The organism is Ramlibacter pinisoli (assembly GCF_009758015.1).
Taxonomy (GTDB): Bacteria; Pseudomonadota; Gammaproteobacteria; order Burkholderiales; family Burkholderiaceae_C; genus Ramlibacter; species Ramlibacter pinisoli.
Window position 1 is genome coordinate 649,657 of sequence record NZ_WSEL01000003.1, and the last position, 14,034, is coordinate 663,690.

Here is a 14,034-nt window from a genome sequence, read left to right on the forward strand (position 1 = left end):
ACCCAGCCGCCTGCTGCGGCCCCGGTCCGAAGGAGCCATCTCAGCACCCGCGCCCGCTGACACCGGCCCACACTTGGCCGGGCAACCAGGGAGCCTCCCCATGAACATCACTGCCCAGATCGGCCCGGTGGCCGCGCTCGTGGCCGGCGTGCTGATCCTGATCATGCCGCGGCTGCTCAACTACATCGTCGCGATCTACCTGATCGTCATCGGCGCGGTGGGCCTGTTCGGGCGTTGACGGCCCGCAACGCGGGGCTCGACCCCGTCGCGCATTCGGCGCCGGCCCGGCAAGCCTGACGGGTCAGCCCATCCGCGCGCCGGTGGCGCTCCTACACTGGGCCGCCATGCCCCGCCGTTCCAGCCGCCCTGCCCTCCATCCCTCGCGGCAGGTGCTCGCCCTGGCCGTCAGCCTGTGCGCGCTGGCGGCCCTGCTGCTGGCCATGTCGGTCTCGTTGCGGGGCGCGCGCAGCCCGGTGGTGGCGGCGCTCGCCAGCCAACTGACGACGCCCGCCTGGTCGGTGCTGCTGGTCGGCCTGGTGCTCGGCGTGGTGGGCTACGCGCTGCGTCCGCGCCAGCCCGGCGCGCCGCGCCGGGTCGAGCCCGAGTGGTATCCCAGGTCGACCGACTTCGTGCGCAGCAGCGTGATGGTGGCGCCGACCGAGGCGGCACCCGAGCGCCGCGCACCCGCCACCCAGTGGAGCGCGCAGGTGTTCGACGACATCGAGTGGCGGCGCTTCGAGGCCCTGTGCGCCGAGCTGTTCGCGCAGGCCGGCTTCGAGGCCCGCACCCAGTCCCACGGCGCCGACGGCGGCGTCGACATCTGGCTGCATTCGCGCCACGCCGAGGGGCCGGCCATGGTCGTGCAATGCAAGCACTGGCACGGCAAGGCGGTCGGCGTGAAGGAAGTGCGCGAACTCCTGGGCGTGATGGCGTCGCACCGGCTGGCGCGCGGAACCTACGCCACGACCTCGACCTTCACGGCCGAGGCCTTGCGCTTCGCGCGCGAGAACCGCATCCACACGCTCGATGGCCAGGGCTTGCTGGCGCTCATCGGCCAGCGCACGCCGGCGCAGCAGCAGGCGCTGCTGGCGAGCGCCTACGAAGGCGAGTACTGGCGGCCCACCTGCGCCAGTTGCGGCCAGAAGATGGTGAGCCGGACAGCGCGCAAGGGCGACCGGGATTTCTGGGGCTGCGCCGACTTCCCGCGCTGCCGCGCCACGCTGCCGATGCGCGCCTGAGGGCGAACCCGCTGCGTGGGGCGCCCCGCCCGCACTAGGATGGGCCGGACCACCGCGCGCACATGCTCACCGACCTCGACGCCCACGCCCTCTCGACGCTCATCCACTCGCGCCAGGTCTCCTGCCGCGAGGTGATGCAGGCCACGCTGGATCGCATCCACCGCGTCAACCCGGCGTTCAACGCCATCGTCAGCCTGGCGCCCGACGACACGCTGCTGGCGCAGGCCGATGCGTGCGACGCCGACCTGGCCGCCGGCCGCAGCCGGGGCTGGCTGCACGGGATGCCGCAGGCCATCAAGGACATCGCGCAGGTCGCGGGCTTTCCGACCACCCAGGGCAGCCGCCTGCTGGCGCGCCACGTGCCGTCCAGCGACGGGGTACTGGCCGCGCGCATGAAGGCGGCCGGGTGCATCGTGGTCGGCCGCACCAACACGCCGGAGCTCGGCCTGGGCTCGCACACCTTCAACGAGCTGTTCGGGGCCACCCGCAACGCCTGGGACCCGGCGGTGTCGGCCGGCGGCAGCAGCGGCGGCGCCGCGGTGGCGCTGGCCCAGCGGCTGCTGCCGGTGGCCGACGGCTCCGACTTCATGGGCTCGCTGCGCAACCCGGCCGGCTGGAACCACGTGTTCGGCCTGCGCCCGACCCAGGGACGGGTGCCGCTGGTGCCCCGGCCCGACGTCTGGATCGACCAGCTCGGCACCGAAGGGCCGATGGGGCGCACGGTGGACGACGTGGCGCGGCTGCTCGCCGTGCAGGCCGGCCACGACCCGCGCTCGCCGCTGTCGCTGCAATCGACCTTCCGCTGGGAGCCACCGGCCGATCCGGCGGCGGCGCTGCGGGGCCTGCGGGTCGGCTGGCTGGGCGACCTGGACGGCTACCTCGCCACCGAGCCCGGCGTGCTCGAGGCCTGCCAGGAGGCGCTGGGCCATCTCGCGGGCGCCGGCGCCGCGGTGGACGCGGCGCCCTTCGGCACCGATCCGGCCCGGCTGTGGGACTGCTGGCTGGCCTGGCGGCGGGCACTGGTGGGGCCGCGCATCGACGCGCTGCTGCGCCTGCCGGATGCCCGCGACGCCATCAAGCCGGAGGCGCTGTGGGAGCACGAGGGATCGCATGCCCTCCTGGCCGCCGACCTGCTGCGTGCCAGCCAGCAGCGCACCCGCTTCCACCACCATCTGCAGGGCCTGTTCGGGCGCTGGGACGTGCTGGCGCTGCCGGTGGCGCAGGTCTGGCCGTTCCCGGTCGAGCAGCGCTGGCCGCAGCGCATCGGTGGCCGCGCGATGGACACCTACCACCGCTGGATGGAATGCACGATCTACGCGACGCTGGCCGGCGTGCCGGCCATCAGCGTGCCGGCCGGCTTCCATCCGCAGCACGGCTGGCCCATGGGCATCCAGCTGCTGGCGCCGCACGGCGCCGATGCGTTCCTGCTGGGTGTGGCGGCGGGCTACGAGGCGGTGCGCAAGGACTTCCTGGCGATCCGGCCGCGGGACATTGCCCAGGGGGCCGCCCCTAGCCGCGGCTGAGGCCGTCGAGGAAACGTTCGATCTCGGCGTTGACCGGCTGCGGGTGCGACACCGGCGCCATGTGGCCGAGCTCGGGCAACTCGATGGTGCGCACGTCGGGCAACAGGCCCTGCAGGGCGCGCACCACCGCGTGGGCCGAGGCCGGCGAGCGGTTGCCGGTGAGCAGCAGCACCGGGATATGCAGGGCGCGCAGCGCGTCGGGCGACACCGGGTCGGTGACCAGCGCGTGGGCCCAGCGGCGCACGTTGGCGATCGACGCCGCCATGGGCGCACGTCGCTCGGCCGGCAGGCGGTCCCAGTTGCCGGCGCCCATCCAGTAGTCGATGAAGGCGCGGCCGGCGCCGTCCTGGTCGCCGCGCGCCAGGCAGTCGGCCGCCTGCGCCACCGCGGCCTTGATGCCCTCGGTGCCGTTGGGCGCGGGATGGAGCCGGTCGACCAGGGCGAACAGCGTCGGCTCGTACAGCACCAGGCTGGCGTAGCGCTCCGGGTGCTGCAGCGCGGCGCACAGCGCCACGGCACCACCGTACGAGTGGCCGACCAGGTGGATCGGCGGCGCGCCGGCCAGGATCGGTTCGGCGAACGCGACCTCGTCGGCCAGCGTGATCTCGGTGGGCGACGGCCAGTCGGGCGACTTGCCCGAGCCGTAGGAATCGATCGCGACGACGCGGTAGCGGCCGGCCAGCAGGTCCATCAGGGACCGCCACTGGCCGCCGTGGCTGGCGTTGGAATGGAAGCAGGCGACGGTGGGGCCGCTGCCGGCTTCACGGAAAGCCGCCTGCGCCATGGGAACGCCCTGCGTTCAGGCCGCCTTTGCCGGCGCGAGGATGCCCAGCCGGTCGAGTGCCGCCGCCAGGTGGCCCACCGTGCGGTCGACGTTGTGCCACTTGTCCAGCCCGAACAGGCCGATGCGGAAAGTCTTGAAGTCGCTGCCCTCGTCGCACTGCAGGGGCACGCCGGCGGCGGTCTGCAGGCCTTTGGCGAGGAATTTCTTGCCGCTCTGGATGTCGGGGTCGGTGGTGTAGCTCACCACCACGCCGGGCGCCTTGAAGCCGTCGGCCGCGACGCTGGCGAAGCCGCGGCTTTCGAACAACGCCCGCACCTTGCGGCCCAGCTCTTCCTGCTCGGCCTTCACCTTGGCGAAGCCGTAGGCCCGCGTCTCCTGCATGGTGGAGCGCAGCCGCACCAGGGCGTCGGTGGGCATGGTGGCGTGGTACATGTGCGAGCCCTGCTCGTAGGCTTCCATCAGCTGGAGCCACTTCTTCAGGTCGCAGGCGAAGCTGTTGCTGCTGGTGCCGTCGATGGCGGTGCGGGCGCGCTCGCTGAGCATCACCATCGCGCAGCACGGCGAGCTGCTCCAGCCCTTCTGCGGCGCCGAGATGAGCACGTCGACGCCGGTCGACTGCATGTCGACCCACATCGCGCCGGAGGCGATGCAGTCCAGCACGAACAGGCCGCCGACCGCATGCACCGCGTCGGCGACGGCGCGCAGGTAGTCGTCGGGCAGGATCATCCCGGCGGCGGTTTCCACGTGGGGCGCGAACACGACCGCGGGTTTCTTCTCGCGGATGGCGGCGGTGACTTCGGCGATCGGGGCCGGCACCCAGGCTGCGGTGGGGCCGCTGCCGGTCTTGCGCGCCTTGAGCACGGTGGACGAGGCCGGGATCGCGCCCATGTCGAAGATCTGCGTCCAGCGGAAGCTGAACCAGCCGTTGCGCAGCACCAGCACGTCCTTGCCGGTCGCGAACTGGCGCGCCACGGATTCCATCCCGAAGGTGCCGCTGCCCGGCACCAGGATGGCCGACTTGGCGCCGTAGACCTCCTTGAGGATGCTGCCGATGTCCTTCATGACGCCCTGGAACGCCTGGGACATGTGGTTCAGGGCACGGTCGGTGTAGACGACCGAGAACTCGAGCAGGCCGTCGGGATCGACGTCGGGAAGCAGTCCGGGCATGGATGTCTCGCGGGAGGATGCGTGAAAGGGGGAGGCAGCTTAGCACCGGGGCGCGGGGGCCCCTTTTGTGCACTGCCGCAAAGACCGCGGCAGGCCAGGGGCCGGATGAGCGTGGCCCCTGGACGCTACCGCGGTGCTGTCAGCTCAGGGCTTGGACAGGGATTGCAGCGCGCCGGCCAGCTCGGCCTTCCACCACTTCGCGTTGCCGGTCGTGCCGTGGCCGGCGGTCTGGTCGCTGGCGGGGATGAGGACATAGCGCGCGTTCTTCAGCCGCTTGAGCTCGCGTTCCATGATGCCGGTCTGCGGCGGGTTGCGCTCGTCGTCGGCGGCGTTGATTGCCAGCACGTTGGCGCGGATGCGCTCGAGACCGGGCGAGGCGTTGAAGTCGCCGGACGACTCCCACTGGTACAGCACGTCGTTGGCATCCATGGTGAACGGTGCCTTGAGGCGGGCATCGAGCAGCGCGTCGGCCTTCTCGCGCGTGGGGGCCGCCTTGTACAGCGCCAGGTCGCCGCCGCTGGTGCCGACGCCGAAGAACACCGAGGCGAACTGGGCGCTGCGCGGCTGCTTCGTGTAGTTGCCGCCGTTCCAGTCCGGGTCGTTCTTGATGGAGTCGACGATCAGCCGGCGCATCATCCAGTTGCGGCTGGACATCTCGGTCGGCTGGCAGGCCATGGGCACCAGCAGGTCCATCTCGCCGGGGTACTTCACGCCCCACAGCCAGGCGTGCATCCCGCCCATGGAATTTCCGATGATGGCGCGCAGGTGCTTGATGCCCAGCGCCTCCTTCACCAGCCGGTACTGCGCATCGACCATGTCCTCGTAGTTGTACTTGGGGAATGCGGCACGCAGGCCGTCGGAGGGCTTGGTCGACTTGCCGGTGCCGATGGCGTCGGGAATGATGATGAAGTATTTGGTGGCATCCAGCGGCCGTCCTGAACCGAAAAGTTCTCCACCGAAAGCCGGGGTCAAGAGTGTCTGCGCATTGCCCGCCGTGCCGTGCAGCAACAGCACCGGCTCGCCGCTGGGCGCCCCCACCGTCACGTAGTTGACGCGCAGTTCCGGCAGCACCTGGCCGGTGTGGAAGCGGAAGTCCTTCAGCACGGCGCTCTGTTCGCGCGGGGCCGGGAAGTCGGCCGCCGCCGCGAGGCCCGGGACGAGGCAAAGCGCAGTGGCGACGGCGAGGAAGGCGCGGCGGGCGGGCCCGGCGGCGGCGGCGAGGTGCATGGGTGTCTCCTGTGTCGTTTGCCGCGCAGTCTAGGAGCGCGGGCGCTGCGTCGCATGCGGACCTTCCCTCGGCCATCGTGATGACCGGCGCGGCGGAGTGCATCCAGAAAGCCACAGCGCTTTTGCCTTCGGATCAGCCAGCGCGCATACTCCATTGATCAAAGTAGGACGCCTTCGGCGAGGGACAGACTATGGGGTTTCTGCAGCGGATCTTCGGTTCGGGCGGCGCGAAGCCGAAGTCGGTCGCCGCGCGAGCCAGCCAGCCTGCCGTCAGCGCCCACAGCCCGTCGACCCGCGGGTCGGCCAACTCGCCGCAGGCCATCCGCAAGGAACTGGTGCGGGTGTCGGCCCGCGACACCCTGCTGCACAACGGCATCCCGGCCGACTGGGTGCGCGCCGATCCCCTGACCACTGCCGCCCCCGGTCGCGACCCGGGCGTGCACGTGCGGCTGTCCGTGTTGCACTGGGACCCGCGGCTGGTGGTGCATGCCGTCGCCCTGCAGCAGAACCTGGAAAAGCGCATCCTCATGATGGACCCGCAGGCCTCGCAATGGCTGATGGGCCTGTCGTGGCAGTTCGCCCTCAAGGACGATTCGGTCTGCCCGCCCCTGCCGCATCCGGGCAGCTGGACGGCCCCCGCCCCGGACCCGGCCGCCGCCGCGCCGGACACCGAGCCGGGCAACGCCGACGTCATCAGCGGACCGACCCGCATCGCCGGCGGCGGCGCTCCCCACAGCGCCCGCGCCGAACTCGAGCGCATGCTCGGCGAACGCGATGCCTCCTTCCGCAAGGATGGCGGCTCGTCGTTCGAAGCCACCCAGCCGATGAAGCTCTGACCGCGGTCAGAACAGGCTGCCGGTCTGCGGATCGGGCGGCCTGGGCGGCCGCACCGTGCGCACGCTGCCGGCCTTGGGCGCACGCGGCGGCAACGGCGACGCCTCGGCCCTGAGCGGCTTGTCCCAGCGGTGGAAATAGGCCGACGCGTCCTGCACCCGGCAGGTCAGCCAGTTGCCGTAGTCCTCGGGATCGAGGATCACCACCATGCGCTTCTCGTCCTCGGGACGGTGGAACCGCTGCATCACCGGATGGCCATCGGCGTTGACGGTGAGCATGGCGAAGCTGAACACCTCGCGGCCGTCGGGATGGCGCCACTTCCGGTACAGCCCCGCCACGCCGAACGGCACGAACCCGTCCTGGTAGATCGCCCAGCGCACGCTCTGCCCGCTCTCCCAGTTGGGCTCGTAGATGGCCTCGCACGGGATGATGCAGCGGCGCCCCTGCGCCCACGACTCGCGGAAGCTCGGAAGCCGGTGGACGGTCTCGCTGCGCGCGTTGTAGGTGCGGCGGCCGAAACCGATCTCGGTGGCAAAGTCCGGCAGCAGGCCGAAGATGCCGTCGTCGACGACGCGCTCGAACCCGGATCCGTCTTCGGCCAGGCGGATGAAGGGCGCCAGGCCCAGCGGCCAGGTGTCGACCGGCTCGTCGTCGCGGTCCCGCGCCACCCCGAAGAAGGTGAGCAGCCGGTCGCGCCGGCTGACGGGCACGTAGTTCGAGCACATGAGGGGATGCTAACGCGGCGGCGGCGCGAGGGAGGGTTCGCCCGCTATTGTTTGTGTAGCGGCGGGTGGGTAGACTGCCCCTCCCGCGCCGGATTCGCGCGGCGCGAGGAGGGGTACCAGAAGATGAGTTCCAGGGACAACGCCGCCATCCACCAGCTGCTGGCGCTGCTGGAGGCGCGCTACGCGATCCGCGTGCTCTGGGCGCTGCGCGACGGCCACCCGCAGACCTTCCGGCTGCTGCAGGACAGCGTGGGCGGCATCACGCCGAACACGCTCAACACCCGCATCAAGGAACTGCGCGAGGCCGGCCTGCTGGGACATGGCCCCGACGGCTACTGCGTCACGCCCACCGGCGCCGACCTGCTCAAGCGCCTCTCCGAACTGCCCGCTTTCGCCGCCAAGTGGTCGGCGGCACAGGGCAAGAAGCGACAACAGACGTCGGCCAACCCATGAACGACCTGCACGCCCAGCTCCATCCTTCCGTCACCCTCCCCGTCGACGCCAACCAGGCCGTGCTCGTGGGCCGCGCCTGGGTCGAGGGCCTCGGCGCGGTGCTCGTGCGCGTGACGCCCGACGAGGTGTTCGACCTCTCGCGCCTGGCGCCCACCATGGCGCACCTGCTCGAACTCGACGACCCCGCGGCGGCGGTGCGCGCCTTCGCCGGCACGCCCATCGGCGACACGGCCGCCGTGCTGGCCAACAGCGCCTGCGACGTGCGCAGCCGCACGCTGCCCTGGCTGCTCGCGCCCTGCGACCTGCAGGCGATCAAGGCCGCCGGCGTCACCTTCGTGTCGTCCATGCTCGAACGGGTGATCGAGGAACAGGCGCGCGGCGATGCGTCCCGCGCCGAGGCCGTGCGCCAGGCCGTCGTGGCCGTGATCGGCGAGAACCTGTCCGCGGTGGTGCCCGGCTCGCCGGAAGCGGCCCGGCTGAAGGACGTGCTGATCGCGCAGGGCATGTGGTCGCAGTACCTGGAGGTGGGCATCGGGCCCGACGCCGAGGTCTTCACCAAGTCGCAGCCCATGAGCTCCGTGGGCACCGGCGCCGAGATCGGCCTGCACCCGGCCAGCGAATGGAACAACCCCGAGCCGGAGATCGTGCTGGCAGTCGACAGCCGGGGGCGCGTGAAGGGCGCGACGCTGGGCAACGACGTCAACCTGCGCGACTTCGAGGGCACAGCGCCCTGCTGCTGGGCAAGGCCAAGGACAACAACGGCAGCTGCGCCATCGGGCCCTTCATCCGCCTGTTCGACGGCCGGTTCGGCATCGACACCGTGCGCCGCTGCGAACTGGCGACCGAGGTGCGCGGGCCCGACGGCTACCTGCTGGAAGGGTCGAGTTCGCTGGCGAAGATCAGCCGCGACCCGCTCGACCTGGTGGCCCAGGCGTGCGGCGCCAACCACCAGTACCCCGACGGCTTCGTGGTGTTTCTCGGCACCATGTTCGCCCCCACCCAGGACCGCCATGGCCCCGGCCAGGGCTTCACCCACGTGCTCGGCGACCTTGTTACGGTGGCCACCCCGTCCCTCGGTACACTCGCCAACCGCGTGGGCACCAGCGACCGCATCGCGCCCTGGACCTACGGCACCGCCGCGCTGATGCGCGACCTCGCCCGCCGCGGCCTGCTCGGCTGAGCAGGGCCACCCCCATTCCAGAAGGACAAGCATGATCACCACCCCCTCCGGCCTGCAGTACGAAGACACGACCCCGGGCACCGGCGGCGAGGCCAAGCCCGGCCAGCACGTGCATGTGCACTACACCGGCTGGCTGTACAACGACGGCAAGCAGGGCGCCAAGTTCGACTCCAGCCACGACCGCAACGACCCGTTCGCGTTCTCGCTCGGTGCCGGCATGGTGATCAAGGGCTGGGACGAAGGCGTCGCCGGCATGAAGATCGGCGGCAAGCGCACGCTCATCATTCCGCCGCAGCTCGGCTACGGCGCGCGCGGCGCCGGCGGCGTGATCCCGCCCAACGCCACGCTCAAGTTCGACGTCGAGCTGCTCGACGCGCATTGAGGCGGACAGCCGGCCCGCGCAACCGCTTCAGGGCGAGTGCCGGCGCGCCGTCACCTCGATCTCGATCTTCATCCGCGGGTCCAGCAGGCCGGCCGTGATCACCATCGCGGCCGGCCTCGCCCGGCCGAAGTGGCGGCGCAGCACCGGCCAGCAGGGCCGGAAGTCGGCCGGATCGGGCACCACGTAGTTGACGCGCACCACGTCGTCGAGCGAGGCGCCGGCCTGTTCCAGCGCGGCTGCGATGTTGCGCAGGCACTGTTCGCATTGGGCCGCGGGGTCGTCGGCGATCGTCATGGTCGCGTAGTCGAAGCCGGTCGTGCCCGACACGAAGATCCAGTCGCCGTCCACCACCGCCCGCGCGTAGCCGATCTCGTCCTCGAAACGCGAACCGGAACCGATCCACTGGCGTGCCATGTCGCTCTCCTGCGGGGCAAAATCGCAACTGTACGGCTGCCTGCCCACCGGCCTGCAGCCCTGCCGCCGGGGACGGGGGTCGCGCAGGCATAGCCCCTCCGGACCGGCTCAGCATTTTTTTGCCTCGCTCTAGCTTGCCCACGTCTTGAAAAGGGCTACGCTGGCCTTAGGTGCATGCGCAGTTTGCGCTCCACGCAGCCGTTGAGCGCTCCAACCCCCTGAACCATGATGAACGACGACACGACGAAGATCGAGCCGACGCTGGACGGCGCCCCCGGGCCCGAAGACTTCAGCCCGGAAGAACGCGAGGCGGCCGCGGCCGCCAACGAGGCCGACCTGGGCCAGGCGCTGGCCGAGGTCGAGCAGCTCAAGGCCAAGAACGCCGAGCTGTCCGAGCAGTTCCTGCGGGCCCAGGCCGAGGTGCAGAACACCCGCCGCCGGGCCGACGACGAGATGTCCAAGGCGCGCAAGTTCGCCATCGAGAGCTTCGCCGAAAGCCTGCTGCCGGTCACCGACAGCCTGGAGGCCGGGCTGGCCCACAAGGACGCCACCCCCGAGCAGATCCGCGAAGGCGCCGAAGCCACGCTGCGCCAGCTCAAGTCGGCCCTGGAACGCAACAAGGTGATCGAGATCGCGCCGGCCGCCGGTTCGAAGTTCGACCCGCACCAGCACCAGGCCATTTCCATGGTCCCGGCTCCCGGGCAGGAGGCCAACACGGTCGTCACTGTCCTGCAGAAGGGCTATTCGATCGCCGACCGCGTCTTGCGCCCGGCCCTGGTGACCGTGGCTGCTCCGCAATGACCCAGGGTTGAAACGGCCCGAGTTATCCACAAGTAAACCCACAAGATCATTCGACTCTCAGGAGAACAAACATGGGAAAAATCATCGGCATCGACCTGGGCACGACCAACTCGTGCGTCTCGGTCATGGAGGGCAACACGCCCAAGGTGATTGAGAACAGCGAGGGCGCGCGCACGACGCCGTCCATCGTCGCGTACCAGGAAGACGGCGAGATCCTCGTCGGCGCCTCGGCCAAGCGCCAGGCCGTCACCAACCCGCGCAACACCCTGTACGCGATCAAGCGCCTGATCGGCCGCAAGTTCGAGGAAAAGGAAGTCCAGAAGGACATCAACCTCATGCCCTACGCCATCGCCAAGGCCGACAACGGCGACGCGTGGGTGGAGGTGCGCAACAAGAAGATCGCGCCCCAGCAGGTCAGCGCCGACATCCTGCGCAAGATGAAGAAGACCGCCGAGGACTACCTGGGCGAGCCGGTGACGGAAGCCGTGATCACGGTGCCGGCCTACTTCAACGACAGCCAGCGCCAGGCCACCAAGGACGCCGGCCGCATCGCCGGCCTGGACGTCAAGCGCATCATCAACGAACCCACCGCTGCGGCGCTGGCGTTCGGCATGGACAAGCAGGAAAAGGGCGACCGCAAGATCGCCGTCTACGACCTGGGCGGCGGTACCTTCGACATCTCGATCATCGAGATCGCCGACGTCGACGGCGAGCACCAGTTCGAGGTGCTGTCCACCAACGGCGACACCTTCCTGGGCGGCGAGGACTTCGACCAGCGCATCATCGACTACATCATTGCCGAGTTCAAGAAGGACCAGGGCGTCGACCTGTCCAAGGACGTGCTCGCGCTGCAGCGCCTGAAGGAAGCCGCCGAGAAGGCCAAGATCGAGCTGTCCAGCGGCGCCCAGACCGACATCAACCTGCCGTACATCACGGCCGACGCGTCGGGCCCCAAGCACCTGAACATCAAGCTGTCGCGTGCCAAGCTGGAAGCGCTGGTCGACGAGCTGATCGAGCGCACCATCGCGCCCTGCCGCACGGCCATCAAGGACGCCGGCGTGAGCGTGGGCGACATCCACGACGTCATCCTGGTGGGCGGCATGACCCGCATGCCCAAGGTGCAGGACAAGGTCAAGGAGCTGTTCGGCAAGGAGCCGCGCAAGGACGTCAACCCCGACGAGGCCGTGGCTGTCGGCGCGGCCATCCAGGGCCAGGTGCTGGGCGGCGACCGCAAGGACGTGCTGCTGCTGGACGTCACCCCGCTGTCGCTGGGCATCGAGACCCTGGGCGGCGTGATGACCAAGATGATCGCCAAGAACACGACCATCCCGACCAAGTTCGCGCAGACCTTCTCCACCGCCGACGACAACCAGCCGGCCGTGACGATCAAGGTCTACCAGGGCGAGCGCGAGATGGCCACCGGCAACAAGCTGCTGGGCGAGTTCAACCTCGAAGGCATCCCGCCGGCGCCGCGTGGCCTGCCCCAGATCGAGGTGAGCTTCGACATCGACGCCAACGGCATCCTGCACGTGGGCGCCAAGGACAAGGGCACGGGCAAGGAGAACAAGATCACCATCAAGGCGAACTCGGGCCTGTCGGAGGACGAGATCCAGAAGATGGTGAAGGACGCCGAGCTCAACGCCGCCGAGGACAAGAAGAAACTCGAGCTGGTGCAGGCGCGCAACCAGGGCGAGGCGCTGCTGCACAGCGTGCGCAAGAGCCTGGGCGAGTACGGCGACAAGCTCGAGTCCGGCGAGATGGAAAAGATCGAGGCCGCGCTCAAGGAGGCCGAAGAGGCCCTGAAGGGCGAGGACAAGGCGCAGATCGAGGAAAAGACCAACGCGCTCATGACTGCCAGCCAGAAGCTGGGCGAGAAGATGTACGCCGACATGCAGGCGTCGCAGGCGGCCCAGGCGGCCGCGGGTGGCGCCGCCGAGGGCGGCGCGCCGGGGGCCGAAGGTGCCCCGGCATCGTCCAAGCCGGCCGACGACAATGTCGTCGACGCGGAGGTCAAGGAAGTCAAGAAGGGCTGATCGCGGCGCCAGCCCCGATGAACGCGCGCCGCGTTGGTGAACCGCCAACGCGGCGTTTGCGCTGAAAGAAACACACGACACGATGGCCACGAAACGCGACTATTACGACGTGCTCGGCGTTCCGAAGAACGCGTCGGAAGAAGAGATCAAGAAGGCTTATCGCAAGCTCGCGATGAAGTTCCACCCGGACCGCAACCAGGGGGACGCCGCCAAGGACGCAGAGGTCAAGTTCAAGGAGGCCAAGGAAGCCTACGAGATGCTGTCCGATGCCGACAAGCGGGGCGCGTACGACCAGTACGGCCACGCCGGCGTCGACCCCAACATGCGCGGCGCGGGTGCCGGCGCCGAGGGCTTCGGCGGCTTCGCCGAGGCGTTCGGCGACATCTTCGGCGACATCTTCGGCCAGGGCGGCCGCGGCGCCGGCGGCCGCGGGGGCCGGCAGGTGTACCGGGGCAACGACCTGTCCTATGCCATGGAGGTCTCGCTGGAGGAGGCCGCCGCCGGCAAGGAGGCGCAGATCCGCATCCCGACCTGGGATTCGTGCGACACCTGCCACGGCAGCGGCGCCAAGCCCGGCACCCAGGCCAAGCAGTGCGGCACCTGCCACGGGGCGGGCGTCGTGCAGATGCGCCAGGGCTTCTTCTCGGTGCAGCAGACCTGCCCCACCTGCCGCGGCCAGGGCAAGATCATTCCCGAGCCCTGCCCCACCTGCCACGGCCAGGGCAAGGTCAAGCGCCAGAAGACGCTGGAAGTGAAGATTCCCGCCGGCATCGACGACGGCATGCGCATCCGCAGCGCCGGCAACGGCGAGCCGGGCACCAACGGCGGCCCGCCGGGCGACCTGTACATCGAGATCCGGCTGAAGAAGCACGCGATCTTCGAGCGCGACGGCGACGATCTGCACTGCGTGGTGCCGATCTCGTTCACCCGGGCGGCGCTGGGCGGCGAGATCGAGGTGCCCACGCTGGCGGGCAAGGCCGCGATCGACATCCCCGAGGGCACCCAGGCCGGCAAGCAGTTCCGGCTGCGCGGCAAGGGCATCAAGGGGGTGCGCTCCAGCTACCCCGGCGACCTGTACTGCCACATCTCGGTCGAGACCCCGGTCAAGCTCACCGAGCCGCAACGCAAGCTGCTGCGCGAACTCGACGAGTCGCTGCGCAACGGCGGCGCCAAGCACTCACCCAGCGAGGAAAGCTGGGGCGACAAACTGCGCAACTTCTTCAGCGCATAGCGTGCGACGGCACGCGGGCCGAAAAGCCGCAGTTTGCAGCGG

At 70.1% G+C, this 14,034-nt stretch carries 14 protein-coding genes and 1 pseudogene; 10 read left to right on the forward strand and 5 right to left on the reverse strand.

Going from position 1 to position 14,034, the window contains the following annotated elements; genetic code table 11:
- Nucleotides 1–100 precede the first annotated feature (100 nt).
- From GON04_RS04290 to GON04_RS04300, 3 genes are all read left to right on the forward strand, one after another.
- Entirely contained in the window at nucleotides 101–238 is a 138-nt protein-coding gene (locus GON04_RS04290; protein WP_157396725.1) for a DUF3096 domain-containing protein, read from the forward strand.
- A gap of 106 nt (nucleotides 239–344) precedes the next feature.
- Nucleotides 345–1,238, forward strand: a complete 894-nt coding sequence (locus GON04_RS04295) for a restriction endonuclease (RefSeq protein WP_157396726.1) — start codon at nucleotides 345–347, stop codon at nucleotides 1,236–1,238.
- A gap of 62 nt (nucleotides 1,239–1,300) precedes the next feature.
- A complete protein-coding gene (locus GON04_RS04300; RefSeq protein WP_157396727.1) occupies nucleotides 1,301–2,761 on the forward strand; it encodes an amidase in 1,461 nt (486 codons plus the stop codon).
- On the opposite strand, the gene GON04_RS04305 is transcribed toward GON04_RS04300, so the two are convergent.
- From GON04_RS04305 to GON04_RS04315, 3 genes are all read right to left on the reverse strand, one after another.
- The gene (locus GON04_RS04305; RefSeq protein WP_157396728.1) at nucleotides 2,748–3,545 is read right to left on the reverse strand and encodes an alpha/beta fold hydrolase; all 798 of its coding nucleotides are present in this window, start codon (nucleotides 3,543–3,545) and stop codon (nucleotides 2,748–2,750) included. The genes GON04_RS04300 and GON04_RS04305 overlap by 14 nt on opposite strands.
- Nucleotides 3,546–3,560: 15 nt before the next feature.
- Entirely contained in the window at nucleotides 3,561–4,712 is a 1,152-nt protein-coding gene (locus tag GON04_RS04310; protein WP_157396729.1) for an aminotransferase class V-fold PLP-dependent enzyme, read from the reverse strand.
- 144 nt (nucleotides 4,713–4,856) lie between these two features.
- Nucleotides 4,857–5,939, reverse strand: a complete 1,083-nt coding sequence (locus GON04_RS04315) for an alpha/beta fold hydrolase (protein WP_157396730.1) — start codon at nucleotides 5,937–5,939, stop codon at nucleotides 4,857–4,859.
- Between the two features lie 191 nt (nucleotides 5,940–6,130).
- Between GON04_RS04315 and GON04_RS04320 the strand changes: the two genes are divergently transcribed.
- Nucleotides 6,131–6,775: a hypothetical protein gene (locus GON04_RS04320; protein WP_157396731.1), complete on the forward strand. Its 645-nt coding sequence runs from the start codon at nucleotides 6,131–6,133 to the stop codon at nucleotides 6,773–6,775.
- Nucleotides 6,776–6,781: 6 nt separating this feature from the next.
- Here the strand turns inward: GON04_RS04320 and GON04_RS04325 are convergent, their stop codons facing one another.
- Nucleotides 6,782–7,498 (reverse strand): SOS response-associated peptidase, encoded by a 717-nt coding sequence (locus tag GON04_RS04325; RefSeq protein WP_157396732.1) that lies wholly within the window; start codon nucleotides 7,496–7,498, stop codon nucleotides 6,782–6,784.
- Between the two features lie 123 nt (nucleotides 7,499–7,621).
- Between GON04_RS04325 and GON04_RS04330 the strand changes: the two genes are divergently transcribed.
- The 3 genes and pseudogenes from GON04_RS04330 (at nucleotide 7,622) to GON04_RS04340 (ending at nucleotide 9,513) form a co-directional block, all read left to right on the forward strand.
- On the forward strand, nucleotides 7,622–7,951 hold the full coding sequence (locus GON04_RS04330; protein ID WP_157396733.1) for a winged helix-turn-helix transcriptional regulator: 330 nt from the start codon (nucleotides 7,622–7,624) through the stop codon (nucleotides 7,949–7,951).
- Nucleotides 7,948–9,131, forward strand: a pseudogene (locus tag GON04_RS04335) (fumarylacetoacetate hydrolase family protein). The gene GON04_RS04330 and the pseudogene GON04_RS04335 overlap by 4 nt, the downstream one beginning before the upstream one ends.
- Before the next feature lie 31 nt (nucleotides 9,132–9,162).
- On the forward strand, nucleotides 9,163–9,513 hold the full coding sequence (locus tag GON04_RS04340) for an FKBP-type peptidyl-prolyl cis-trans isomerase (protein WP_157396734.1): 351 nt from the start codon (nucleotides 9,163–9,165) through the stop codon (nucleotides 9,511–9,513).
- 27 nt (nucleotides 9,514–9,540) lie between these two features.
- Here the strand turns inward: GON04_RS04340 and GON04_RS04345 are convergent, their stop codons facing one another.
- On the reverse strand, nucleotides 9,541–9,927 hold the full coding sequence (locus GON04_RS04345) for a RidA family protein (RefSeq protein WP_157396735.1): 387 nt from the start codon (nucleotides 9,925–9,927) through the stop codon (nucleotides 9,541–9,543).
- 228 nt (nucleotides 9,928–10,155) lie between these two features.
- Between GON04_RS04345 and grpE the strand changes: the two genes are divergently transcribed.
- The 3 genes from grpE to dnaJ all read left to right on the forward strand — a co-directional run bounded on the left by grpE (nucleotide 10,156) and on the right by dnaJ (nucleotide 13,992).
- Nucleotides 10,156–10,728: a nucleotide exchange factor GrpE gene (gene grpE, locus GON04_RS04350; protein ID WP_157396736.1), complete on the forward strand. Its 573-nt coding sequence runs from the start codon at nucleotides 10,156–10,158 to the stop codon at nucleotides 10,726–10,728.
- Nucleotides 10,729–10,799: 71 nt separating this feature from the next.
- Complete coding sequence (dnaK, locus tag GON04_RS04355; protein WP_157396737.1) at nucleotides 10,800–12,761, forward strand: molecular chaperone DnaK; 1,962 nt, start codon at nucleotides 10,800–10,802, stop codon at nucleotides 12,759–12,761.
- Between the two features lie 82 nt (nucleotides 12,762–12,843).
- Nucleotides 12,844–13,992, forward strand: a complete 1,149-nt coding sequence (gene dnaJ / locus GON04_RS04360; protein ID WP_157396738.1) for a molecular chaperone DnaJ — start codon at nucleotides 12,844–12,846, stop codon at nucleotides 13,990–13,992.
- The last annotated feature ends 42 nt before the right edge of the window (nucleotides 13,993–14,034 follow it).